This window comes from Synechococcus sp. NB0720_010, from assembly GCF_023078835.1.
In the GTDB taxonomy this organism is placed as follows: Bacteria; Cyanobacteriota; Cyanobacteriia; order PCC-6307; family Cyanobiaceae; genus Vulcanococcus.
The window spans coordinates 298,207-320,964 of sequence record NZ_CP090898.1 but is presented as its reverse complement, the minus strand read 5'-3'; the positions used below and the strand labels follow the sequence as shown (position 1 = coordinate 320,964).

22 protein-coding genes are annotated in these 22,758 nt (G+C 62.5%); 17 read left to right on the top strand and 5 right to left on the bottom strand.

From position 1 onward, the window contains the following. The first annotated feature begins 44 nt into the window (after nucleotides 1-44). The 5 genes from LY254_RS01735 to LY254_RS01715 are packed head-to-tail and all read left to right on the top strand — an operon-like array spanning nucleotide 45 to nucleotide 3,865. On the top strand, nucleotides 45-425 hold the full coding sequence (locus tag LY254_RS01735; RefSeq protein WP_029626305.1) for a DUF2237 family protein: 381 nt from the start codon (nucleotides 45-47) through the stop codon (nucleotides 423-425). Continuing rightward, on the top strand, nucleotides 422-1,342 hold the full coding sequence (locus LY254_RS01730; protein WP_247478466.1) for an NAD(P)H-dependent glycerol-3-phosphate dehydrogenase: 921 nt from the start codon (nucleotides 422-424) through the stop codon (nucleotides 1,340-1,342). The genes LY254_RS01735 and LY254_RS01730 overlap by 4 nt, the downstream gene beginning before the upstream one ends. A gap of 6 nt (nucleotides 1,343-1,348) precedes the next feature. Then, nucleotides 1,349-2,245: a PhzF family phenazine biosynthesis protein gene (locus LY254_RS01725; protein WP_247478457.1), complete on the top strand. Its 897-nt coding sequence runs from the start codon at nucleotides 1,349-1,351 to the stop codon at nucleotides 2,243-2,245. Nucleotides 2,246-2,281: 36 nt separating this feature from the next. Next, nucleotides 2,282-3,121: an ATP adenylyltransferase gene (locus LY254_RS01720; RefSeq protein WP_247478455.1), complete on the top strand. Its 840-nt coding sequence runs from the start codon at nucleotides 2,282-2,284 to the stop codon at nucleotides 3,119-3,121. 60 nt (nucleotides 3,122-3,181) lie between these two features. After that, nucleotides 3,182-3,865, top strand: coding sequence for a sigma-70 family RNA polymerase sigma factor (locus tag LY254_RS01715; protein ID WP_247478454.1), 684 nt, complete (start codon nucleotides 3,182-3,184; stop codon nucleotides 3,863-3,865). On the opposite strand, the gene LY254_RS01710 is transcribed toward LY254_RS01715, so the two are convergent. Next, entirely contained in the window at nucleotides 3,810-3,944 is a 135-nt protein-coding gene (locus tag LY254_RS01710) for a hypothetical protein (RefSeq protein WP_363155472.1), read from the bottom strand. The two genes, LY254_RS01715 and LY254_RS01710, sit on opposite strands and share 56 nt — an antisense overlap. A gap of 222 nt (nucleotides 3,945-4,166) precedes the next feature. On the opposite strand from LY254_RS01710, the gene LY254_RS01705 reads away from it, so the two are divergent. Both LY254_RS01705 and LY254_RS01700 read left to right on the top strand, forming a co-directional pair. Continuing rightward, nucleotides 4,167-5,732, top strand: coding sequence for a DUF3370 family protein (locus tag LY254_RS01705; protein ID WP_247478451.1), 1,566 nt, complete (start codon nucleotides 4,167-4,169; stop codon nucleotides 5,730-5,732). Between the two features lie 25 nt (nucleotides 5,733-5,757). Next, the gene (locus tag LY254_RS01700) at nucleotides 5,758-6,822 is read left to right on the top strand and encodes a molecular chaperone DnaJ (protein ID WP_247478450.1); all 1,065 of its coding nucleotides are present in this window, start codon (nucleotides 5,758-5,760) and stop codon (nucleotides 6,820-6,822) included. A gap of 673 nt (nucleotides 6,823-7,495) precedes the next feature. Here the strand turns inward: LY254_RS01700 and LY254_RS01695 are convergent. Beyond that, the gene (locus LY254_RS01695) at nucleotides 7,496-7,990 is read right to left on the bottom strand and encodes an allophycocyanin subunit alpha-B (RefSeq protein ID WP_010316991.1); all 495 of its coding nucleotides are present in this window, start codon (nucleotides 7,988-7,990) and stop codon (nucleotides 7,496-7,498) included. Nucleotides 7,991-8,098: 108 nt separating this feature from the next. On the opposite strand from LY254_RS01695, the gene rlmD reads away from it, so the two are divergent. Then, nucleotides 8,099-9,475: a 23S rRNA (uracil(1939)-C(5))-methyltransferase RlmD gene (gene rlmD / locus LY254_RS01690; RefSeq protein ID WP_247478448.1), complete on the top strand. Its 1,377-nt coding sequence runs from the start codon at nucleotides 8,099-8,101 to the stop codon at nucleotides 9,473-9,475. Here rlmD and pheT read toward each other — a convergent pair. After that, nucleotides 9,464-11,926, bottom strand: a complete 2,463-nt coding sequence (gene pheT / locus LY254_RS01685) for a phenylalanine--tRNA ligase subunit beta (RefSeq protein WP_247478447.1) — start codon at nucleotides 11,924-11,926, stop codon at nucleotides 9,464-9,466. The two genes, rlmD and pheT, sit on opposite strands and share 12 nt — an antisense overlap. 116 nt (nucleotides 11,927-12,042) lie before the next feature. On the opposite strand from pheT, the gene rpmG reads away from it, so the two are divergent. The 3 genes from rpmG to LY254_RS01670 all read left to right on the top strand — a co-directional run bounded on the left by rpmG (nucleotide 12,043) and on the right by LY254_RS01670 (nucleotide 14,537). Further along, complete coding sequence (gene rpmG, locus LY254_RS01680; protein WP_010316985.1) at nucleotides 12,043-12,237, top strand: 50S ribosomal protein L33; 195 nt, start codon at nucleotides 12,043-12,045, stop codon at nucleotides 12,235-12,237. 47 nt (nucleotides 12,238-12,284) lie between these two features. After that, nucleotides 12,285-12,506 (top strand): 30S ribosomal protein S18, encoded by a 222-nt coding sequence (gene rpsR / locus LY254_RS01675; RefSeq protein WP_010316983.1) that lies wholly within the window; start codon nucleotides 12,285-12,287, stop codon nucleotides 12,504-12,506. A gap of 237 nt (nucleotides 12,507-12,743) precedes the next feature. Continuing rightward, nucleotides 12,744-14,537: a ribonuclease catalytic domain-containing protein gene (locus tag LY254_RS01670; RefSeq protein WP_247478446.1), complete on the top strand. Its 1,794-nt coding sequence runs from the start codon at nucleotides 12,744-12,746 to the stop codon at nucleotides 14,535-14,537. 3 nt (nucleotides 14,538-14,540) lie between these two features. On the opposite strand, the gene LY254_RS01665 is transcribed toward LY254_RS01670, so the two are convergent. After that, nucleotides 14,541-16,352 carry an FAD-dependent oxidoreductase gene (locus LY254_RS01665; RefSeq protein ID WP_247478445.1) on the bottom strand — a complete coding sequence of 604 codons (1,812 nt, stop codon included), beginning with the start codon at nucleotides 16,350-16,352 and terminating at the stop codon, nucleotides 14,541-14,543. Between the two features lie 73 nt (nucleotides 16,353-16,425). Here LY254_RS01665 and metG point away from each other — a divergent pair, with 73 nt between their 5' ends. Both metG and lptC read left to right on the top strand, forming a co-directional pair. Further along, nucleotides 16,426-17,994 carry a methionine--tRNA ligase gene (gene metG, locus LY254_RS01660; RefSeq protein WP_247478444.1) on the top strand — a complete coding sequence of 523 codons (1,569 nt, stop codon included), beginning with the start codon at nucleotides 16,426-16,428 and terminating at the stop codon, nucleotides 17,992-17,994. Next, nucleotides 17,994-19,202 carry an LPS export ABC transporter periplasmic protein LptC gene (gene lptC, locus LY254_RS01655; protein WP_247478443.1) on the top strand — a complete coding sequence of 403 codons (1,209 nt, stop codon included), beginning with the start codon at nucleotides 17,994-17,996 and terminating at the stop codon, nucleotides 19,200-19,202. Before metG ends, lptC begins: the two co-directional genes overlap by 1 nt. Here the strand turns inward: lptC and LY254_RS01650 are convergent. Continuing rightward, a complete protein-coding gene (locus LY254_RS01650; protein WP_247478437.1) occupies nucleotides 19,135-19,797 on the bottom strand; it encodes a cofactor assembly of complex C subunit B in 663 nt (220 codons plus the stop codon). The two genes, lptC and LY254_RS01650, sit on opposite strands and share 68 nt — an antisense overlap. Nucleotides 19,798-19,893: 96 nt before the next feature. On the opposite strand from LY254_RS01650, the gene LY254_RS01645 reads away from it, so the two are divergent. From LY254_RS01645 to cobU, 4 genes are all read left to right on the top strand, one after another. Continuing rightward, nucleotides 19,894-20,319, top strand: a complete 426-nt coding sequence (locus LY254_RS01645) for a tellurite resistance TerB family protein (RefSeq protein WP_247478435.1) — start codon at nucleotides 19,894-19,896, stop codon at nucleotides 20,317-20,319. A gap of 72 nt (nucleotides 20,320-20,391) precedes the next feature. After that, nucleotides 20,392-21,036, top strand: coding sequence for a photosystem II repair protein Psb32 (psb32, locus tag LY254_RS01640; RefSeq protein WP_371820526.1), 645 nt, complete (start codon nucleotides 20,392-20,394; stop codon nucleotides 21,034-21,036). Nucleotides 21,037-21,043: 7 nt separating this feature from the next. Beyond that, nucleotides 21,044-22,189 carry a proton extrusion protein PcxA gene (pxcA, locus tag LY254_RS01635; RefSeq protein ID WP_247478432.1) on the top strand — a complete coding sequence of 382 codons (1,146 nt, stop codon included), beginning with the start codon at nucleotides 21,044-21,046 and terminating at the stop codon, nucleotides 22,187-22,189. Beyond that, nucleotides 22,182-22,757 (top strand): bifunctional adenosylcobinamide kinase/adenosylcobinamide-phosphate guanylyltransferase, encoded by a 576-nt coding sequence (gene cobU / locus LY254_RS01630; protein WP_371820486.1) that lies wholly within the window; start codon nucleotides 22,182-22,184, stop codon nucleotides 22,755-22,757. Before pxcA ends, cobU begins: the two co-directional genes overlap by 8 nt. Nucleotide 22,758: the final 1 nt, after the last annotated feature.

Below are 22,758 nucleotides of genomic sequence, written 5' to 3'. Positions count from 1 at the left end.
AGAATTGACGTCATTCACCGGCTGAAACCGGGCACAACCCAACGATGAACGCAGCTGAGACCACGTCCCTCAACGTTCTTGGAGAACCGTTGCAGGAGTGTGGATGTGACCCGATGACTGGCTGGTTTCGCGACGGCAGCTGCCGCACCAACGCAGCGGATTTGGGGCGTCACAGCGTCTGTTGCGTCGTCAATGAACAATTCCTCAGCTACTCGAAGGCTCAGGGGAATGATTTGACGACCCCGATGCCCGCCTATGGCTTCCCCGGGCTCAAACCCGGTGACCATTGGTGCGTCTGTGCAGCCCGTTGGCTCGAGGCCTACCAAGACGGCATGGCCCCACCCGTCCGCCTCGCAGCTTGTGAGGACTCCAGCCTGGACGTGATTCCCCTCGAGCTGCTTCAGGCCCACGCGGCGGACCAGTGACCCCCCTCAGCATCGGTGTCCTGGGCCTTGGGGCTTGGGGGCAGACCCTCTCTGATCTGTTCAGCCGCCAGGGGCACCAGATCAGGGTTTGGAGTCGCCGCAGCGGAGGGTCCCCTCTCGAGGCGATACGCGGTGTTGATTTGGTGCTGGTGGCCGTCTCCCTTGCAGGGAGCAAGCAGCTGGCCACAGACCTGGCTGGGGGCTGGGACCTGCGAGTGCCGCTGCTGAGCTGTAGCAAGGGGCTCGACCCCGAGACCCAGCTCACCGCAAGTCAGATCTGGCAGGCCGCTAATCCCGAGCTCAACCCTCTGGTGCTGAGTGGTCCCAACCTTGCGACTGAATTGGCCCAGGGCTGCCCGGCGGCGAGTGTTTTGGCCGGGGTGGACCTCGATCGGGTTCAGCAGCTGCAGCGGCAGCTCAGCTCCGATCAGCTGCGGCTTTATGCCAGTGCCGATCCGCTTGGAGTGGAACTCGCGGGTGCGCTTAAAAACGTGATGGCGATCGCGGCTGGGATCTGCGATGGCCTGCAGCTCGGAGCCAACGCCAAGGCCTCGTTGCTCTGCCGGGGGATGGCGGAGATGGGACTGGTGATTCAGAACCTGGGGGGAGAGCAGGGCAGCCTCTACGGGTTGGCGGGTCTGGGTGATCTCTTGGCAACAGCGAACAGCCCCCTCAGCCGGAACTACCGCTTTGGTTTGGCCCTGGCGGGAGGGGCCAGTGCCAGCGAAGCCCAAGCCAGCGTTGGCGCCACTGTCGAGGGATTCAAGACTGCCCAGGCTGTTGCGGCACTGGGCGAGCGCCACGGCTGGTCCCTACCGATCTGCCAGCAGGTGGTGCGTACGGCAGACGGCCGAAGTAGCCCCCAAGAGGCGGTTCATGCCTTAATGCAGCGGTCCCTTCGTGATGAGCAGGCCTAGCGCTGGATGCCTGAGCTTCCTTCCGATCCAACGGCGCGGCGGGCTCTGCTGATCGAGGCGTTTGCTGATGGTCCCCTGTGCGGCAACGGCGCAGCGGTGGTGGAACTGCAGGAGGCGGCCAGCCCAGAGTGGATGCAGGCCCTGGCGGGCAGTTTGAAGCAATCTGAGACGGCCTTTCTTTGGCTGAACCCCAGGCAGCAGTGGTGCATTCGCTGGTTCACACCAACCTGTGAGGTGCCCCTCTGCGGCCATGCAACGCTGGCCGCAACCCTGGCCCTGCAGCACTGGAACTTGGTTCCAGTAGGAGACGAGCTCCGCCTGGCGAGCCGAAGCGGTGGCTTAGCGGTTCGCGTTGATCCGCAGGTGACGGGAGCTGCCTCCCTGGTGCTGCCCAGCGAACCCCTCATCCATGAGCAGGCACCGAGCTATCTGAGGCAGGTTCTGGACAGCGACGTCTTGGGCTACTGGCGCTCGAACTTGGGCTATCGCGTCGTACTCGTGGACAGCGCGCTGATCCTGCGGGAGCTCCGGGGGGTGAGTGAGCGCCTCGAAGGGGCTGATCGTCAAGGTCTGGTGGTGATGCAGGCCGGGAGCTCCGCTGAGCTCTTTGGCCAGACCTGCGACTACCAGCTGCGCTTCTTTGCCCCAGGCCTCGGCATTGAGGAGGATCCGGTAACGGGTTCAGCCCATGCCCTCGTCGCGCCCTGGTGGGCCGATGCGCTCGGCAAGTCCACCCTGCACGGCTGGCAGCCCTCGGCCCGCTGCGGCGGGATGCGCTGTGAGCTCCAGGAGGGTTACCGCGTGCGCCTCAGTGGTCTGGGCCATGTCCTCTGGTCAGGCTCAGTCGCAACCGGCCCTCCAGGGCATGTTCCAGGCGACTGGAGCGTCTGCAGTCAGGACTGAGTGGCGCTTTAATCAGATCTGGCCTTGGTCAAGGAGATGGGCGTTCTGGGGCGCTACGGCACAGCAGCGCTGCGCTGCAGCGACGTGGCTGAAGCCAACGGTGCGCTGATCCCCCTGGATACCGCTTTGGAAGGCCTGGCGCGCTGCGAGCCATTCGTCATTCGCCGACTGGAATCGGCCACACCGAAACATCTGCGCCGGGAGGGGCCCAAGCCAAATCCCTTTCTTCCCTGGGATCAGCGCCTGGAGGTGGAACGACTCGGAAGCAGCCACCTGTTGCTGTTGAACAAGTTCCCCGTCCAACGGGGCCACCTGCTCTTGATCACCCAACAGTGGAGGCCGCAGGCCGGATGGCTTGAGCCTGCCGACTGGAGGCAACTCGCGGCCGTGGATGCCTGCACCAGTGGTCTTTGGTTTTTCAATAGTTGCCCCGAAGCCGGGGCGAGCCAGCCCCATCGCCACCTGCAGCTGCTGCCGCGGGAGCCGTCTGAGGTCTGTTGTCCCCTCGACAGCGCTATCCGGGCCCAACTGGACGGATTGGAAGCTCCCTGGCCCTGGCGCTATCGCGTGAGTCACCGGACCGCACCGGCTGGGGCTGAAGCGGCGGCGGAACTCGAGCGCCTCTACCTCGAGCAAACGGAGAGCTTGGGTCTTGGGCAACCGTCGATGTCCGAGCACCCAGGAGCTCCCTACAACGTGCTGATCAGCCCCGACTGGTTCATGACCGTGGCCCGCACCAGGGAGCACGCGGCGGGGTTCAGCGTGAATGCCCTTGGTTTTGCTGGCTACCTACTGCTCACGAACGGCTCCGATCGGGATTGGCTCGAGCGCCATGGTCCTTTGGAGCTGCTGCGAACGGTGGCTCAACCTCGGTGAATTCACCGACGACGCGGGGGACGGGTCAAGGTTTTGCTGAAGCAAGCACACCTTGTTTCCATGCCCACCACGCGGGAGCAGGCCGCAGAAGTTAAGCGGCATCGCGGTCTTGTCCTCGGAACAGCACGGCACTACGCCCAGCGCTGCAGGGAACCCGTCGACGATTTGATCCAGGCTGGCTGGGTCGGTTTCCTCAGGGCCTCAGCGCGGTTTCAGCCAGGACCTGACCGCAGCCTTGGTGCCTATGCCAAGCCCTTTGTCCGCGGCGCAATCCTTCGGCACCTCAGAGACAACAGCCGGCTGGTGCGCTTGCCCCGATCTGTTCAGGATCGGTTAGCGCAGTTGAACAAGATTGAGGCCGCTACTGGCAACCAAGCAACAGTGGGCTTGGGCCGCCGACTGGGCTGGAGTGAGACAGCCTTGCGTGTCCTGCAGCAGGCCGAACAGCTAGAGAGGCTCGATTGGCTTGACCCTGAGCGCTGTGAGGGGATTGCAGCCATGGACGACGAGACCGACCCGTTGCTGCCACGGGCAATGGCGCAGTCCTGGTTGGCGTCGATCCAGCAACGCCACAGTCAGGTTGTGGAGCTTGTGGTCTTGGAGGGCTACAGCCTGCGCCGGACCGCTGGTCTGCTGGGGATCAGCTCCGCAACGGTCCGGCGCAGGCTTCACGCTGGACTGGAGGAGCTCAGGACTCGCTGGAATCCTGCATTTGGCGCTCGAGGGTGCTCAGGGCCGCATTGATCGCCGCCAGCTGACGCTCCAGACCGTCGCGCCAGAAGGTCAACATCTGATGCTTGCGCTCTTGGTGACGGCGACGCATCTGGGCCGGAGAACCTGCATCAGCGCAAGCAAAGAACGGAGGAATCATGGAGAATGCTTGAGTTCAATCGTTCTAGCCAGCAGCAGTGGTTTGCCGCGACAGGCGGCAGGAGCATCAGCCTCTGTGTTGATTTCGATCAGCCGGAGATAAAAGAATTCGGAGCAGCAACGCACCCCACCGCCAATCATTCGCACGTTGAGAGCAGTTGGTCCCATAGGTCTGATGAGACCCCTCGCAATTGCTCTCGTTGGCGGCGTGTTGATCGCCCCTATCCCGGCTCAAGCCGATGTGGCCTTGATGGCCGGCCAGCAGGCCCGGCCGCTGCAGGGTGCGTTCAACACCGTTCCGGTCCTGCACTCCAACCAACCGGAGGAGGTGCATGGACCAGGCATCCTGGTGACGACAACACCCGGACAGACCATTGCGGCGGAGACGGGACAACCCCTTGCCAACGCCACCTACACCTTTAACGGTGAGTTCGGCCTTCACGTTCACCACAAGTACTACCCGAATGACAAGAGCCGCATGGGTAGCGGTGGTGGACGCCGCGGTGAACTCACCCTGGCCACCCTGCTGATCAACCCCAGCAGTCAGCCCGTTCACATTCGCTTTGAGAAAGGGGCTGTCCGCAACAGCTTTGAAGCGCCCTACCAGTCCGACAATCTGATGGGCGTGAAGCCTCTCGGCCATCGCCCATGGAACACCGGGCCAGGGGACGCGACAGCCGTGCAAATGCTGCGCGGCAAGCTGGACCGGAGACTGGCCGATGAGATCACCATCCCCGCCCGCAGCAGGATTGTTCTCTTCAGCACTCAACTCCCAGCCAAGGGCATTGCCAACGGACTGCTGAAGGGACGAAGCGATGGACCGTTCCAGATGGCTGTGGTGGCCGCCGAGGATCCCCAGTCCGATGCAGATCTGATCGCTGTCCTGGATCAACGGCGTTTGGCACCAGGTCGGGTTTACCTCAGCCGGATTCGCCAAATTGAAAACGGCACGGTCTTCTCACGGGTGGCGGGCGTCGCCGTTGGCGACGAATACACCGCAAGCGTGTCCCATGACCTCCAGCAAGGTGCACTGCACGTGCCCCTCACCAGCACCAACCGCCACCATTTCGGCACCGGGGAAGTTCAGATCAATCCCCTGGTCACCCGAATGGTTGATTCCTCGTTAAACAACGTCGGGACCTACGGGGTGCGCTTTGACGTCACCATGAATCTCACGGGCACAGGCCCCCACAAGTTGGTGCTCAGCCATCCCACGATCAATGGCCGAGGCAAATTCACCGCCTTCCGCGGCTCAATCCGCATCGAAACATCCGATGGATACCAAGAGGTCCACGTCGGGATGAAGTCCGGCGAAAGCCTCCCCATTGCCGACCTTTATCTACGGCCGGGTCAGAGCAATCCCATCAAGGTCAGCCTGGTCTATCCAGCGGATGCAACCCCTGGGCACCTGCTGAGCGTGGTTTCGGACCAGCAATTGGCCAATCTCAAACAACGGGAGACGATGACTGCGGTCGCTGCTGCCGCCACAAAACAAAGCCCACCCAAGGTTCCCGTAGCGGCGATCAAGTCACCAGTCTTTGAGCCTGTGACGATCAGGCCGGTCGCGCCACCGGTCGTCGCTCCCCCGCAATGGGTTGAGCCCCCACCGGCACTTCCCAATCTGGAGGGCGTTTCTGCCGCAGTGATCAACCCGACACGCATGAGTGAGAGCTTGATGCTCCGCTATCAGCAGGCTGTCGAGGCCCAACAAAAGATGATGAACTCCCTGTTGGGTCGATAACCTCAACAACAGTTCCCGAACCTGAGTGAGCCAGCGAGAGACCGACAAACGGCGGATCTCGCTGGAACTCAGCGAGGAGCTTTTGGACTGGATCGACGGGCTGAAAGGTCAGCTCGGCTTGCGCAGCCGCGGCGCCACGGTTGAACGCCTACTTCAGGAAGTCAGGGGATCCCAGGACGAGGACGCAGACCAGGACGACTCCTCGCAATCGCAGCCTCACAAGACTCCGGAGGGGGAGGAACGGGACTCACTCGAGCTCGAAGAAGAGCAGAGACCCATTCCCCTCGACGAAGACCTTTCAATTGTTCTCGTGCACTCAGGCTTAGTCGCACAGCGAGACCAGAGCCATGTCTCATCCGAGAGCAGTGAGGTTTTGCGGGAGGGGTCCCCGGAGCCTCCTGCCGCCACAGGCGGCATTCAGCTTCCCGGCTTCGTGCGCAAGCAAGCCAAGCGCGTCAAGCAAACCCTCGACGCGCCTCCCCGCGCGGCAACGCCTGACGCCACGTTGGCCCTGATCCACCGGCTTGAACTGGAACAAGCCATGCAACAGGTCGCCTCGCACTGGAGCGAGGTCTACGGCCAAGCGCCAACGGAGGCTGCGCTGGAAGCGGCCATGGTCTGGCTGGGCCGGGATATCTGGCCGCAATCGGGGGACAGCGACGGACGTCCCTTCGGCTGGAACCTGGTTCAACAGGTGATGTTCTCCTATGCGCCCGAGTGGGAGGAGGGGACCCCGACCCTTGAGCGCGTGATCGTTGCTGCGGGAATCCTTGAGGACCCCTTTGGTGGATCAACGCTGGCCGCACGTGTTCCGAGCTTGATCACACGCTTCGTTCAGCGTCACCGAAGCCGCAGCAAGCGAAGCACCTCCTTTGATGCCATCGACAACAGCATGACGGTGCACAGCGCCCTGAAGATGCTCCAGCTCGCCACGGTCGCCGATCGCCCCTACAGCCTGCGGGAGATCAGGGAGGCCTACCGCACCCAAGCCGTCAGCCATCACCCTGATGCCGGCGGATCAGCTGATGCGATGCGTCGCCTCAACGAGGCCTACCAGTTCCTCAAGGAGCGCTATCGCGACATTGCCTAATCACAGGTCGCAGACGAGACTCGTGGCCAGTCCCAAAATGCGACGATTCTCAGACGCTAAAGCAGTGTGGATTAGTTCTTTATAGATAGGCATTTGTCGTTGTTTTGGCTGCACGAGGCAACGATTGACAGCCTGCACAAGACCGAGCATTCAGGCGATGTCCTCGCATCTCACCAGCACTGTCCAACACTATGGACAACGCTCAAGAAATCAGTTCAGGCCTGCTTTCCAAAAGACGCGTACCTGCTATAGACACAGGTACGCGGCTGATTCCTTCTGGGTATCGGCTCATTTCCGGTGTTTTCCGGCAAAACCAACTCGATCGTCTCCTATTGGTCCTACTGAGGGTCTAGGCCTGGAAGGCCACTGCGACCCACGAGAAGAGCTTCGGTAAAAGTCTGCGCAAGTCCAGCCAGAGGCATTCGAGGAGTGTTTCAGTCGGCACGCCTGAGACGCAGTTCAGGTCTTGTGATGAGGAGATGATGGGACTAGCAATGTCGCGCTGTTTCTCACCCTTTCGGTCGCGCAGAGAATGAGTCTCAGGCAACCCATTAGACCAGCGCGCTGAGACTATGCACGCGTCTCATCCGGGATAAGAGCGACATATCTAATCCTGTGAGTGAGCATGAAAAAAGCCGGCGTGTGCCGGCCGATGACTCAAGAGGGATGAAGCTCAGCAGGGGGTCTGCATTCCTTGAATCAAGAAATCGAAGTAAGGAGCGGCGACGGCAGCATCCTCTTGGCTGAGCAGCACCAGAGCGGCTTCCTTCATGCAACGCATGGATTCGACCATGCCGGGCATCGGAACACCGAGGCTGTTGTACATCTCACGAGCACCCTCGAGGCCAATCTTCTGAATCAGCTCGGTGCTCCCAGCCAGGACGCCGTAGGTGACCAGACGCAGGTACCAGCCGAAGTCGCGCAGGCACTGGGCCCGTTGCTTAGAGCCGTAGGCGTTGCCGCCAGGTGCGACGTATTCGGGCTTACGGCTGAAGAGCTGCTTCGAGGCTTCGTCAACGATCTTCTTTTCGTTGTCAGTCAGGATCCGGACAACGGAAAGGCGATTAGAGCCGGTGGAGAGGAACTCCACCATGGAGCGCAGCTCACCGCCGGTGGGATAGCGGAGCTGATCGTCTGCCTGAAGGATCAGATCGCGTACGACGCTCATCGAAACCACCATTGACCCAGCCACTGTATCCAGGACAAGCGCTGAAAAGCCCCGCTCTGAGCAGGTGTTTACGCACCGATAGGGTCAAAGAAGGACGGCAAGCGGGTGATGGCAGCAAGCAAGGTGCAGTTGGGCTCAACCATCGAGGTCCTGGTCACAGGGCTGGGCCATGAGGGCCAGGGCGTGGGCCGCTGGATGGAAACCGCTGTGTTTATCCCCGGGGCACTGCCTGGTGAAACGGTTCAAGCCCGTGTGCGCCGTTGTGCCAAGCGGCATCTGGAGGCTGATCTGTTGGAGGTCAGTCAGGCGAGTCCCGAACGGGAAAAGCCGCCGTGCATCCTTGCGGAGCGCTGTGGAGGCTGCAGCCTCCAGCACTGTTCCAGTGCGATGCAGCTGGAGTTGAAGCGGGACCTGGTGCAGCAGAGCCTCAGCCGGCTGGCCAAATTGGAGACCAGCGTTGAGCCGGTTTGGGGCTGTGAGCAGGGCTTTGGATACCGAAATCGCGCCCTCATCCCACTGGAGCGCGCGGAGGACGGCCGCTTGAGGGCGGGCTACTACAGACGCGGCAGCCACAAGATCGTCAATCTCAATCACTGCCCGGTCCTTGATCCAAGGGTCGATGCCTTGATTGAGCCCATCAAGAAGGATTTGGAGAAGACCGGCTGGCCCGTTGATGTAAACCTCAGCGCCAAAGGTGGGCTTCGTCACTTGGCCCTACGGGTGGGATCAGCAACGGGGGAAATCCTGATCACGCTGGTGAGCAACCACCGGCAACTCAAGGGACTTGAGTCCCTGGCCCAACGCTGGATGGAGCGATGGCCGGAGGTCGTCGGGGTCGGGCTCAACGTTCAGCCGAAGGCCTCCAACGTCGTGATGGGCCCAGAGACTGACCTGATCGCTGGACGCGCCTGGTTACTTGAAATCTTTGATGGCATTGAGCTGCGCATCGCAGCTGACACCTTCTTTCAAGTCAACACAGCCCAAGCGCAGCGGCTGGTTGAACCACTGCGGCAATTCTTTGCTGCAGGGAAGAGCGCAACGGTGATCGACGCCTACAGCGGAATCGGGACCTACAGCCTGCCCTTGGCACGCTCTGGCCTGAAGGTTCTGGGCCTTGAGGTGCATCCCTTGTCGGTCAGCCAAGCCACGGCCAATGCCGAACGCAACGGGATCACGACCGCCTTTTTTGAACAGGCTGACGTGGCCGCGGTGCTGGCCGAGCGGTTGAAGATGACCGGATCCCTCCTGGTGGATCCGCCCCGCAAGGGACTGAGTGCCGAGGCGCTCGGCGCCATCCTTGATGGCACTCCAGATCGGTTGGCCTACATCAGCTGCAATCCCTCGACCCTGGCGAGGGACTTACAGCAACTCTGCGGTGAAGAAGGCGGCTACCGCCTTGAGACGGTTCAACCAGTTGATTTCTTCCCTCAGACGAGCCATGTCGAGACCCTGGCCCTACTGACCCACAGCGGTTCAGCCGCGTAGCTGGGCACCGAACTGCTTTGCGAGGGCCGCACGGATTTTCTCGTGCGCCTCGTCGACCTCGGTGTCCTTGAGCGTGCGCTTGGGATCCCGATAGCGCAAGCGGAACGCCTGGCTGCAGGAGCCTTGCGCGACCTGCTCCCCGTCGTAGCGGTCCACCAGTTCAGCCTGCTCCAGGAGGGGCTTGCCCGCCTTGCGGATCGCATTCAACAGCTGAGCGCTGGCGGTGTCCGTTGGGACCACCAGGGCGAGATCGCGCTCGGAGGCGGGCACCGTGGCAAAGGGGGCAAAGCTGGGTTGCCAGCGATTGCGCCGGGTCGCCGCACTCAACAGCGCGCCAACCTCCAATTGGAAGAGATAAGTGGTGGCCGGTAGATCGAACTGCTCCGCAAGGGCCGGATGGATCTGACCGAAATACCCCAGTGGCCGCCCTTCAACCACGATCTGGGCTGCACGGCCGGGATGGAGCAGCGGATGATCACTCAACCGCCTGTCCTCCAAGGGCAGCTTCAGGGCGGCGAGTGCTGATTGGAGAACACCACGGGCACTGAAGTAATCAGGCGCTTGAGGCTTGCCGCTTTGGCTCCAGAGCTCGGCCTGACGGGAACCACAGATCACACCAGCGAGGTGTTGGCTTTGCGGTGAACCCTGGGCCTTGGCATCGAACACATTGCCAATCTCGAAGGCCCAAAAACCGCTACGACCAGCCTTCAGGTTGCGCTGCGCCGCCGAAAGCAGGTCATCGACCAGGCTGTCGCGCAGGTGGCTGTAGTCGGCCAACAACGGATTGGCGAGGGCGACGCGGCGGCTGGGATCAGCACCCGGACGGTTGACCTTGGCAGGGCCGAGGGACAGGCTGCAGACCTCCTGGAGACCAGCGCTAGCCAAGAGTCGGCGCAGCCGGCGCTCGGCCTCCTGCAGCGGGGTCAGCCCCCCCGGGGCAATAGGGTCCGGCAGGTGACTGGCGAAACGGTCGTAGCCCACCAAGCGGGCAACCTCCTCAATTAGATCCACCTCCCGTTGCAAGTCCATGGCCCGGGCAGGCGGAACCTGCACCAACCAACCCTCCTCGCCGGCCTGAAGGCTGCAGCCCAGGGCCTCGAGGATCCGCTCGATCTCCGCGTCCTCTAGATCGATCTCCTCGCCATCGGCCGTGACCACAGGACCGAGGAGGTTATGCAATGCGTCGCGGCGTAGCTCGAGTGGCGGCTTGGCTCCCTCGACACGTTGATGCAGCCAGCGACCGTCCAGTTGGGCCCCGCAGATCTCCTGCAGCAAGGCCACGGCGCGGTCGGCGGCAGACAGGGTGACTTCGAGCGGCAGGCCCTTTTCAAAGCGACTGCTGGCGTCGGTCCGCAGCCCCAAGCTGCGGGCGCTCTTGCGGACGGTCTGGGGAGCAAACATCGCCGCCTCGAGCCAGATCGATGTGGTCTTCTCCTGAACAGCCGACGCGTCACCGCCCATGACACCGGCCAGGGCAATCGCGTGGTCCGCGTAGCTCACGACCCAGGCGTCTTCACTGAGGCTGTGGTCGCTGCCATCGAGGGTCGTAAAGGCTTCGCCAGAACGGCCAGCGCGGAGATCGATCGCCGCTGGGTCGAGCTGGCCTTCGCTCAATTGGGCCAGTCGATCTGCATCAAAGGCATGCAGGGGCTGTCCCTGCTCCAGCATCACCAGGTTGGTGATGTCCACGACGTTGTTGATCGGCCGGAGACCAGCACGCTCGAGTCGGCTCTGGAGCCAACGGGGCGAGGGGCCGACCTTGAGGCCCGAGAGGGCGGTCAGACTGAACAGGCCGCCGTCTTCGATGCGGTCTTGAACATCGGCTCCCACAGGCAGTGCCTCGGAGCTGACCACCGGTGCTGCGGACGGCAGGTTGAGGGTTGCCCCAGTCAGTGCAGCCACCTCGCGGGCGATGCCGAGCATCGAGAGACCATCGGGGCGGTTGGCGGTAATCGCCAACTCCAAGACCTGATCGTCGAGACCAAAAAGGGGGCCAACCGGGCTGCCGATGGCCGGAAGGGACTCAAGGGCCTCCTCGAGAACAACAATTCCGTCCGAGCTATCGGCCAACCCGAGCTCTGAGAGCGAGCAGATCATTCCGCTGCTGGCGACCCCGCGCAGCTCTGCGGGCTTGATCTTTAAATCGACGGCCGGCAGGTAGGCCCCGACGGTGGCGACGGCGACGTGAATGCCGGCGCGCACATTTTTGGCTCCACAGACGATCTGTAGCGGAGCTTCAGCGCCGACTGAGACCGTGCAGACGCTCAGCTTGTTGGCGTCCGGGTGGGGTTCCCGCTGCTCAACAAAACCAACCACCACCCCTGCTGCACGGGCGGCCAGATCGGTAATCTCCTCCACCTCGAAGCCGGCAATCGAGAGGTTCTCAGCGAGAACGTCCGGTGCCAGATCGCAGGCCACCAGCTCCCGGAGCCATTGGAGCGAGACCTGCATCTGACACGGGCAAACAGAGCGTCGACTTTAAAGAGGCAAGACACCAGGCCAGGTCAGGCGACAAGGTATGGTTGTCCACTGTCCAATCGCATCGCACAAGCGGCGCAACGTCCTTTATGGCTAAGAACAAGGGCGTCCGGATCGTGATCACTCTCGAGTGCACGGAATGCCGGTCCAACCCCGCCAAGCGGTCCCCTGGCGTGTCTCGTTACACCAGCCAGAAGAACCGCCGCAACACCACTGAACGGATTGAACTCAAGAAGTTCTGCCCGCACTGCAACAAGTCGACGGTCCACAAAGAGATCAAGTGATCTCGGCGGCGTGATCTCCGCGTTCTGCATTTCTCCTCCGTTCAGTCATGCCTAGTTCCTTCTTCAAGAAACGCCTTTCACCGATTAAGCCCGGTGAACCGATCGACTACAAGGATGTCGATCTGCTCAAGAAGTTCATCACCGAGCGCGGCAAAATCCTGCCCCGTCGTCTGACTGGCCTCACCGCCAAGCAGCAGCGCGATCTGACCAACGCGGTCAAGCGCGCTCGGATTGTGGCTCTCCTGCCCTTCGTGAATCCCGAGGGCTGATCCCTGAGCGTTGCGGTCTTCCACAGCGGCGATCTCGTCGGTCTGCAGGAGTCCCGCTCGCCTCAACTTGCCATCGTTGAATCCATCCAGGGCAGCAAAGCGCGGCTCAAGGTTGGATTTGACTCCAAGCAACAGGTTGTCCCACAACGACACCTTGAGCTCATCTGCCCCCTGCCCAGTGGTGCGTCAGCGCCGCAGCGGCTGGGGGCTTCTCCATGGGCCCTCAACAACGACCGAGTGGCAGCGGCCAAACCACGCCCCTCCGCTTGGGGGGCCGCATGGCTCCTGCTGAAGGACTCCGGCGAAGCCGTGAGCTTGCAGGAGTTTTGCGATCTGCTCTATGGCAACACTGAACCGCTCCAGTTGAGTGCCTGTTGGCTGGCCCTAGTGGGTGGTCAGCAGTGGTTCCGTTGGAAACAAGGCCATGTTCAGGCCCGCACCCTGGATGAGCTGAAGCCACTGCGTCGCGAACGACGTCTCAAGGCGATTGCAGAAGAGGAAGAACGGCGCTGGCTTCAACTGCTGAAGAGGCGCCAACCAACAACAGCAGATCAGTGCAGCGCCCTGCATCTGCAGTGGCTCGAGCTGCTGAAGGAGACGGCCAGTGGACGCCGTGAGTTGTCTGAGCTCCCGGATGGGTTGCGTCAGAGCCTGTCGCTGCTGCATCTGACGCAAGAGCGCTCCCAACTGCGTCATCTATTGGTGGACTTGGGTCAATGGGACCCCCACCAGCTCCTCTCCCTGGCCGGGACGGTCTGGAGTGAAGGGTTTTCAGAGTCGCTTGTCCTGGAAGCGCAACGACTAGAGGTAGAGGCTGAGCAGGCGCAGCCAAGCGACCCGACTCGGGTCGACCTCTGCCAGCAACGCTGCGTGACGATCGACGATGACGACACCCGCGACATCGATGACGGTCTGGCAATCGAGAAAACTGCCGCTGGCCGGACAAGGATCTGGATCCATGTGGCCGATCCAGGGCGATTGATTCCAGCTGGCTCGCCCCTCGACCTAGAGGCGCGCAAGCGGGCCAGCAGCCTGTACCTGGCCCAGGGCAATGTGCCGATGTTTCCCGATAAGCTCTCCACCGGGGTCTTCAGCCTGCGGGCCGGACGCCGCACGGCGGCCTGGAGCACCTGGGCCGAGCTGAACGAGGACGGATCCCTGTCGGACTACGGCATGGTGCGCAGCTGGGTCAAGCCGATCTATCGACTCAGTTATGACGATGCCGATGAGCTGATCGAACTGGCCCCACCGCAGGACAGCGATCTTGCTGATCTGGAAGCCCTGCTGAATGCCAGGCGGCGCTGGCGACTCTCACAAGGGGCACTGCAAATGGATCTGCCTGAAGGCCGGATTCGAGCCCGGGAGGGACTGGCCCAGCTCGAGGTCACCGAACCGAGCAACTCGCGCCAGATGGTGGCCGAAGCGATGATCCTTGCCGGTGCCGTCGCTGCTCAGCTCGGACAGGACAGGGGAATCGCCCTTCCTTATCGCAGTCAGCTGCCTGCTGAACTCCCAGGACAAGCGGAATTGGACGCCCTTCCAGACGGAGCCGTTCGCTTCGCAGCGATCAAGCGCTGCTTGAGTCGCGGCTTGATGGGCACCAAGCCAGCGGCCCATTTCAGCCTCGGGCTTCCGGCCTATGTGCAGGCCACGTCACCGATCCGGCGCTATGGCGATCTGCTCGTTCAGCGCCAGTTGGCCGCGAAGGAGCCGCTCTCGGAAGACGCCCTGCAGGAGTTGGTGAACGCGGTCGATGCCGCCATCCGCGAGGGAATCGCTATTTCCCGAGAAGACCAGCGGCATTGGCAGCAGGTTTGGTTTGAAGGACAGAAGGGCCAGCAGTGGCGAGCTCAGTTTCTGCGCTGGCTACGGCCACAGGACAATCTTGGCCTGGTTCGCATCGATGAGCTGGCGATGGATCTGGCTGCGGAATGCCCAAGCCACGCAACCCCGGGGGACGCCTTGCTGCTGCGCATCCAATCGGTCGACTCTCTTCAGGATCAGCTGAGACTCGTGGCGTCGGCCAGTTAAGACCTAGGGCGAGACAGCGGAGACTCTGAGCCAAGGCCCCCAGGGGTTGAAGCAGCCCAGCAGTTCCACCTGCCTGGGGCCATCGAGTTGTTCAAGCCACTGATCGACGCAGGGTTCAAGCGTGATCACAGACCAGCGACTGCGGCCCCACGTTGCTTCTGCCAAATCAACGGCATAGGAACCATCCCCCATGGGACGAATCGTTCCTTGGACGTGCACACGAGCTCGATCAATGGCCGATGGAGCCGGTAGGGCGGCGCCAGAGCTGGCTCCCTGCCATGAGCCAGATCCACTTAACCGTCCTGGTTCTTGAAGAACGGCGCACTGACGCGTAGCCCAATCGGGATGGTTGAAGGGGGTGTCCCAGAGGGGAATGACCCCAGCTGGCGCAACGGGGTCGGCAATCAGGCGCTCCTGAATGTCAATCACCGGGAGGTCAGAGGGAACGCCACCGCGTTCAAATGCCAGGGCGGCAGCCGCACCCGCGGCCTGACCAATGTTGAAAATCACTGGCTGCAGGCGCGTGGCACCGTTGGCCATATGGGAGCTGCTGAAGGCCTTGTCGGCGGCCAGAAGATTGTCGAGATCGGCACTCAGGAGGGCCTCGTAGGGAACACAAAACGGCGTGCCGCTCCAACGCCCACCCCAGCGGCAGCTCTTGGCAGCCAGGGGCCAGTCATCCCCTGGGTAGTGGTGGTCATTGGCGTAATTGCCAACGGCAATGGAACTGATCTGTCCCTCTTGATTGCGGGGCAGAGTTGAAATCGAGCGGCCCGATCGTTCGGGAAGGAGATCCTGCTCAATGACGGTGCTGCGGCCCACCATTCGCCGCCCTTCTCGCCAGTACGGCATGGCCGCCAGGGCAGGGTCAGGACTGCCTGAATCCTGCGGAAAGGCATCGCCCAAGCTGAGCCAACCGGAGCAGAGCTCCATCAACTCCGCCGCAAAGCTGCAGCTATGGGCCTGCATCTCTCGCCCCAGCTCCGCTTCGGCGTCCGCCTGGTTGCTGAAGGCACGGGCCAAACCCTGATGCCAGTCATTGCCTTGCAAAGGCCAGTTCAGCATCACCAGGCCCCCAGGCAACCGCCCATAGGTGAGCGTGCGTTCCAGCCCAAACGCTTGGCAGGCCTGCTCAAACGGAGCGGGCAGTAGCGGCTTCTCCGGTAAGGCCTGGGCTGGCTTTTCCCCATGCAGTTGTCCCATCACCACCCAGGTGGGCGACTGCACCGGCTGCCGTTCAAAGAACGACTCCGTGGCGAGTCGTTCTGCACTGGGGGCGCTGGGTTCACCCCAGAGCTCCTGGGGTTCCCAGCCCAAGCGATAGGGGAGATCCAAGAAGGGCAGGAGGTCGCCCCGGTCACTGCCATCAATCAGGACGCTGCAGGCCAGCTGTTGCCGCTGGCCATCACGTTCAATCTCGATGGAGCGCACCAGCCGCTCGGAACGGTTCACCGCCAGACAACGGCAACCCGTCAGCCAGGTGAGGTTGGGGAGCTCCTGCACCCACTGCTGCAGCAGGGCCTCGGCCTGGGTCGGGCGAAAGCCAAAACAGCTGACCCAGTTCTGGTCCAGGCCCTCTGGCTCCCGTTCCGCCATTCCCCGTAGAAAGGCCCCCCAGAGGCCGGTTTGCCAGGGACTCAGCTCGTTGCCATCAGGGCAACAGACCCCGGCAGCACTGACCATTCCCCCCAGCCATGAACCAGGCGTGAGCAGAACGGTCGGAGCGCCGGCGCGGGCCGCTTGGATCGCCGCAGCCACTCCACCGGTTCCACCTCCCCACACCACCACCGGGGCGGAATCAATGCGGGCTGGCATGCCTGGATGGAGGAGTCAGCCCCAGGCTCGCAGCTGAGGGCACGATCGGGAAGGGCTGCGTAGGATCCCGCCGATGACTTACACCCTCACCACACCCCTCTACTACGTCAACGACAAGCCCCACCTGGGGAGCGCGTACACGACCCTGGCCTGCGATGCCCTGGCCCGGTTCCAGAGACTGAAGGGTGAGGAGGTGCTGTTCATCACCGGCTGTGATGAGCACGGCCAGAAGATTCAGCGCACGGCCGAGGCGGCAGGCCTGACCCCGCAGGCCCATTGCGACGGTGTGAGTGCCCAGTACCGAGAGCTCTGGGATCGCTGGCAGATCAGCAACAACCGCTTGATTCGCACGACGGATCCACGGCACCGCCAGGTCGTCCAGCAGTTTTTTGCGCGGGTCGAGGCGAGCGGAGACATCGTCGAAGGCCGGCAGCAGGGTTGGTACTGCGTGGCCTGCGAGGAATTCAAGGACGACCCCCATGAGGCCCAGGATCCGGAGTGCCCGATCCACCGCAAACCGCTGGAATGGCGTGATGAGCTGAACCTGTTTTTCCGCCTCTCCCGTTATCAAGAGCAGATCGAGGCCCTGATCAGCCAACCCGGTTTTATTCAGCCGGTGAGCCGCCGCCGCGAAGTCGAAAACTTCGTCAAGCAAGGGCTGCGGGATTTCTCGATTTCACGGATCAACCTGCCCTGGGGAATCCCCGTGCCAGGCCATGAGGGTCACACCTTCTATGTCTGGTTCGATGCGCTCTTGGGCTACATCACTGCCCTGCTCGAAGAGGGCGATGCAGCTGATCTCGACACAGCGATCTCCAGGGGCTGGCCCGCTTCGGTGCACGTGATCGGCAAGGACATCCTTCGCTTCCATGCCGTCTATTGGCCGGCCATGCTGCTCTCGGCTGGACTCCCCCTGCCGGCCAAGGTCTTTGGCCATGGTTTTCTGACCCGCGAGGGTCAAAAGATGGGGAAATCCCTCGGCAACGTGCTCGACCCGGCCGACCTGCTCGAGCGCTGCGGCCGGGATGCCGTGCGCTGGTACCTGTTGCGCGACATCCCCTTTGGTGAGGACGGGGATTTCCAGCAGCAGCGCTTCACCGATCTGGTCAATAACGACCTGGCCAACACCATCGGCAACCTGCTGAACCGCACGAGCTCCATGGCTCGCCGTTGGTTCGATGAAGCCGTACCTCCAGCCGATCAGGCCAGGACCAGCACCCATCCCCTGGCCCAGGCGGCAGCACAGGCCAAGGACGCCAGCCTGGCAGCACTAGAGAACCTGGAGTTCCGCTCGGCGGCCGAGGCAGCTCTGCAACTGGCGATTAGCGCCAATGGCTATCTCAATGATCAGGCGCCCTGGAGCTTGATGAAGAAGGAGGGCACACGGGAGCAGGTGGCCAACGACCTCTATGCCGTGCTCGAAGCCGCTCGGCTCGTGGCCCTGCTGATGGCACCCCTCTTGCCCGATCTCTCCGGGCGAATGCTGCATCAACTCGGGCAACCGATTCCCGATTCCAATGCGACGGCCCAGGTGAGCTCGGCCTGGCTGGAGCAGCTCAGCTGGGGTGGACTCCAGAGCGGAGCACCGCTGCCTGAGCCCTCCCCGGTGATGGCACGCCTGGAACTGGAGGATCCGCTCTGATGGTTCGGATCAACCGAGCACTGCAGCTCAGTGCCGTCTGTCTGCTGGTCGGCTGCTCAACAGCGACCCGGCAAGGCAGCCAACCGTTTTCCTTCCGTGCCTTGGACCTGCGTCAGCAGGACCCCAAGGGAGCCCCGGCGTGGGAGCTCAAAAGTCCAGAGGCTCGCTACGACATCCAGCGCAAATTGGCCCAGGCACTGAGGCCCCGGGGCACGGTCTTTCGGCGCGGTGAGCCAAGCATCTTGATTGCTGCCGAGCGGGGCACCGTGATCGGCGATGGCCAAGCCATCCAGCTGGAGGGAACCGTCCGTATCACCCTGCTGGGCGGGGAACCGGTTGAGATCACCGGGGACACCGCCCGCTGGTTACCGCGCCAGGAGCTGATGGTCATCGACCAGAGGCCCGTGGCCCTCGATCGCCGGTCCCGCATCAGTGCGGAAACGGCTCAGTACTTCATCAAGCGTGACCTGGTCGAGCTCCGCGGTGCCCCCGTGCTTGAGCACTGGCAAGACGGACACAGCAAAGCAGGCAACGCCAAAACACCCGCTCCGCTCCCTCTGAAAGTCAAAGCCCAGTGGGTCGACTGGAAGCCGGAGCGGGGCGATCTCACCGCACCTGCGGTGGTGCGCGGTGAGCAGTTCGAGCAACCCAAGCCGGCTCCAGCCAAGGACGAAAAGCCAGCGCCCAGCCTTGTCCTGACCGCCCAGGGGCTACGCGGCAATTTGCGCCAGGGCTATGTGGACCTGGTCGCTCCGGTGCAGGTGCGCCGCGCCGATGGCAAGGGTTGGCTCGACGCCAAGCAAACCCGCTGGGCCATCAATGATCAGTTGCTCAGCAGCGACCAACCCTTCACGGGTCAGTTCAATGCCCTGAAAGCCAAGGGAGATCGCTTCACGGTCGATCTGGAGAAGAGTGATGTGAAGGTCTCCCGTGGCTGCGAGTTGGAACAGCCTGGTGAGCGGCTGACGGCCATGCGGTGTCTCTGGAACTGGCCGAGTGGGCGGTTTGTAGCCACCGATCAGGTGCTGCTCAAACGCGACACGTACAAGCAGGTCACCCGGGCCAAGCGCTTGGAAGGAAAGATCGGTGACGACGGAACCGCTGTCTTCAGTTCCCCCGGAGAACGGGTGAATTCCCGTTTCACCCTTCCGCCGAAGGGCCAAGGGGGAGGGGGAAAGAAGCGAGCTCCTGCTCCAATTGCGTTCTGAGCTTCAAGCTCCAACCCTCAATCCAGCTCTCATCGCTGCGGCTGAAGCAACGCGGCGACCATCCCGCCACCAGCAGCAGTCCATCCTCAGCGATCGGTTGAATGATGAGCGCTGGAGTGTTCTCGGGGAGTCCCTTGAACTCATCACGACCGGGGTAGAGCGCCAGGTTCACCAGGTTGATCGCCTTCTGCGTTGCCCAAGCCCGCTCGCAAATCGGGCCTGGCTCAAAGGGGCTGGAGTCGAGCACCCCCCGTCGCAGGAGCACCTGCCCGCGCCAGAGCAGTAACAGTGAGGCCGCCGGGGTCGCGGTCAACAGCATTTGACTGCCCCAGCCAAACTCTTGACGGAGGGAATCGGGCAGCTCGGCTGCGAGCTCCAGGCCCTGCTCACCGACTAACGCCACCCGATCTGGGGCCAGCGGAGCGGCCCTAGTCCAGAGGACAGCGACCAGCATCAAGCCAACCGAGAGCAGGCTGCTCAACACCCCCGCCCTCTCCAACGCAGGGCTCAACTCAGACGCGCTGAGCTGATTGCCGACACACAAGAGCAGACCGACAATGCCAATGAGCAAGCAGACGCGAGCTGGAAGAGGCACGGTGTCGGCGCTTTGCCCCCTCACGTTGTCACAGGCTCACATCCGCCTCCACATGGCGCGGGTAGACGCTCAAATGGGGCATCTTCCGCAGGGACCATGGGCCAGCCCGAGCTCACGTCAGCGCCAGAGGCCTTCGCTGCCGTGGCCCTCGCTGCGATTGCAGCCGATGGGGAACTGAGTGCTGTTGAGGCCAGGGCCCTGCGCCAACAACTGGAATATCGCCAACCCTTCCGCAGGCTGAGCGATCAGGACATGGGTGCACTGCTGGATCGGGTGTTGCTGCAACTCAGGGCCAGCAGTTGTGCGGAGCTGATCCTGCAGGCAACCCCCCTCCTTTCAATGGAACAACGGGAAACGGCCCTGGCCGTTGCGGCCCACCTCATTCACGCCGATCACATCGAAACCCAAGCCGAACTGACCTTCCTGGATCAATTGCGGGACGCCTTTGGCCTTGAGCCAGCACGAAGTGCATCAATCCTTGAGGTGATCTCCCTGCTGCATCGCGACAGCTTGGCCAGCTAGGGGCAGACTGTGCCCAGGTTTAAGCGTTCGCTGGTGCGTCACGTCCTCCGCAGAAAGCTCTGGTCTCTGGTGATGGCCGCTGCCCTGGCGCTCACCAGCCTGATCGCGCCATCGGCAGCACTCGCCACTGGATTGGCCGACTTTCCTGTGCAGCGTCCCAGCAGCCACGTGCTGGATAGTGCCGATGTGCTGAGTCGCGCCGCCAGCGGTGATGTCAACCAGCGCCTCGAGCAGTTCTCGGAGTTGGGGGTGGATGCCCGCTTGGTGACCCTGAGGCGCCTGGATTACGGCGTCAGCCTGGAGACCCTCGGCGAGGAACTTCTGCAGCAGTGGCAGGACGAGGCCAGCCGCGATGGCTTGCTGTTGCTCCTGATTGAGGCGCAGAACAACAGTGCAGCCGTCGTTGCCAGTCCAGCTCTGCTTGAGCAACTTCCCTCCACCTTGCTCTCCAGCACGGCCATCAGCACCATGGGACTTCCCCTGAGGGAGGGCTCCCGCTACAGGCAAGCCAGCCTCGACGCCCTAAGCCGACTCGAAGTCGTGCTCAACGGGGGCGAAGATCCCGGTCCGCCACAGCTTGTGGAGCGCATGCCAGTTGAAACCAATATTCCAACCAAGGAAGAAACCGAGTCCAGCAACGCCTTCCTTTGGGTTGTCGTTTTGCTGGTGGTTGGCACCCTGGTGCCAATGATCACCTGGTGGGTCTTCTCCCGCTGAGATCGCCATGGGGTTGACCGATTGGATTGGAAGCTTTGATCGGGCCAGCACCCACGATCTGAGCAACAACCTCGAGAGGGCCTACGAAGCCGCGCTCCTGATTCAGAGCCTCGAGCTTGAGTACTACAACGACCGCCCAGTTCGTCCTGAGATCGAACTGAGCATCCCTCAATCCGCCAAGGCCCAGATGCTGCGCCGCTTTCGCGCAGCCCTGCAGGTTGCCCAGGACAACCTGGCGGATGTCGCCCCGAAGCGTTCCGAGCTCGATAGCCAAGAGCTCAGACAGTTGCAGCTTGTGGAGAGCGTTGTCTCCCGCTACGGCCGAGGACGCAGCACCGCTCCAGCCATGTCCCGGTCCCCGGAGATGCTGCCCCGCAGCCTGCTGGGTGTGTTTGATGGGGTCCGCCGCCAGCTCGACCCTGAGGCCGAAGCCTCCTTGGTGGCTGGTTTCCGCCGCCGCCGGGACTCCACTCTGGTGTCCCTGCGTGTGCTGCTTCTGTTGATTCTCGTGCCGCTGGTGATTCAACAGGCCAGCCGGAGTCTGGTGATCTCACCGCTGATGAATCGCTATGCACCAGAGATTCCCTTCCTCAATTACACCAAGCCCCACCTTCAAGAAAAGGCCGTCGCCAAGTTGAGGCTGTATCAACAGGAGCTCGAGTTTGAGGCTCTGTTGGAAGGGAAACAGCCTCCCTCCCCAGAGGAGATTCAATCCGCCCTGGCCCGCCGGGCCAATGCCCTCAAGGATGAAGCGGATGCAGAAAGCATCGAAGCTTCAAAGAATGTCCTGGCCGACCTGGCGGCGCTTGTTGGCTTTGTCTTGGTCTGCCTGTTTGGCCGCCGGGACCTTCAGGTGCTGCGGGGCTTTCTCGATGAGGCCGTTTACGGCTTGAGCGACAGCGCCAAGGCCTTCGCCATCATCCTGTTCACGGACATTTTTGTTGGCTTCCACAGCCCCGAAGGATGGACCGTCTTGCTCGATGGGATCGCCCATCACCTGGGCCTTCCCGCGGAAGAGAACTTCATCCTTCTGTTTATTGCCACCTTCCCGGTGGTGCTGGCGACGATTTTCAAGTACTGGATCTTCCGCTACCTCAACCGCGTTTCTCCATCGGCCGTGGCCACCCTCAAAAACATGAACGGTGGTGGCTAGCCCCGCCGAGCCTGCGGGTCTGGTGGTTGTCACTGGACCCAGCCGCAGTGGCAAAAGCCGTTGGGCCGAACATCTCGCTGCGCTCCACCCGGGCCCAGTTCTCTACCTCGCGACCGGACAGCCTCCTGGCGATGACGAACGCTGGGCACAACGGATCAGAGACCATCAAGACCGCAGACCCTCTGGGTGGCAGACCTTGGAAGTCGGTGCCGACCTGACCGCTGCGCTTTCTGGTCTCACTCCACCCGCTGATGGCCAGGCGCCCAGGCTCCTGTTGATCGACGCCCTGGGAACCTGGCTCGCCCAACACCTGGAGGCCTCTGCTGAGCAGTGGCAGGAGTGCAGCACGGCCCTGTTAAACCAATTACAACAGCAGCATGAGCCTGTGATCTTGGTGATGGAGGAAGTCGGTTGGGGCGTGGTTCCTGCCACGGCCATCGGCGGGCTCTTCCGCGACAGGATGGGGGACCTGCAACAACGGTTGACCGCGATCAGCCATGAGGCTTGGCTCGTGGTCAGCGGCCGAGCCCTGAACCTCCACGAGCTCGGTATCCCCGTCCCGCGCTAGA

Excerpts from the sequence above, each read along its gene's own strand:
- metG (WP_247478444.1), top strand. The coding sequence starts at position 16,426 with ATGACTTACACCCTCACCACACCCCTCTACTACGTCAACGACAAGCCC.
- LY254_RS01665 (WP_247478445.1), bottom strand. The coding sequence starts at position 16,352 with ATGCCAGCCCGCATTGATTCCGCCCCGGTGGTGGTGTGGGGAGGTGGA.
- pheT (WP_247478447.1), bottom strand. The coding sequence starts at position 11,926 with ATGCAGGTCTCGCTCCAATGGCTCCGGGAGCTGGTGGCCTGCGATCTG.
- LY254_RS01735 (WP_029626305.1), top strand. The coding sequence starts at position 45 with ATGAACGCAGCTGAGACCACGTCCCTCAACGTTCTTGGAGAACCGTTG.
- LY254_RS01715 (WP_247478454.1), top strand. The coding sequence starts at position 3,182 with ATGCCCACCACGCGGGAGCAGGCCGCAGAAGTTAAGCGGCATCGCGGT.
- LY254_RS01705 (WP_247478451.1), top strand. The coding sequence starts at position 4,167 with ATGAGACCCCTCGCAATTGCTCTCGTTGGCGGCGTGTTGATCGCCCCT.
- LY254_RS01695 (WP_010316991.1), bottom strand. The coding sequence starts at position 7,990 with ATGAGCGTCGTACGCGATCTGATCCTTCAGGCAGACGATCAGCTCCGC.
- LY254_RS01725 (WP_247478457.1), top strand. The coding sequence starts at position 1,349 with ATGCCTGAGCTTCCTTCCGATCCAACGGCGCGGCGGGCTCTGCTGATC.
- lptC (WP_247478443.1), top strand. The coding sequence starts at position 17,994 with ATGGTTCGGATCAACCGAGCACTGCAGCTCAGTGCCGTCTGTCTGCTG.
- rlmD (WP_247478448.1), top strand. The coding sequence starts at position 8,099 with ATGGCAGCAAGCAAGGTGCAGTTGGGCTCAACCATCGAGGTCCTGGTC.
- psb32 (WP_371820526.1), top strand. The coding sequence starts at position 20,392 with ATGGCCGCTGCCCTGGCGCTCACCAGCCTGATCGCGCCATCGGCAGCA.
- pxcA (WP_247478432.1), top strand. The coding sequence starts at position 21,044 with ATGGGGTTGACCGATTGGATTGGAAGCTTTGATCGGGCCAGCACCCAC.
- rpmG (WP_010316985.1), top strand. The coding sequence starts at position 12,043 with ATGGCTAAGAACAAGGGCGTCCGGATCGTGATCACTCTCGAGTGCACG.
- rpsR (WP_010316983.1), top strand. The coding sequence starts at position 12,285 with ATGCCTAGTTCCTTCTTCAAGAAACGCCTTTCACCGATTAAGCCCGGT.
- LY254_RS01710 (WP_363155472.1), bottom strand. The coding sequence starts at position 3,944 with ATGCGTCGCCGTCACCAAGAGCGCAAGCATCAGATGTTGACCTTCTGG.
- LY254_RS01645 (WP_247478435.1), top strand. The coding sequence starts at position 19,894 with ATGGGCCAGCCCGAGCTCACGTCAGCGCCAGAGGCCTTCGCTGCCGTG.
- LY254_RS01720 (WP_247478455.1), top strand. The coding sequence starts at position 2,282 with ATGGGCGTTCTGGGGCGCTACGGCACAGCAGCGCTGCGCTGCAGCGAC.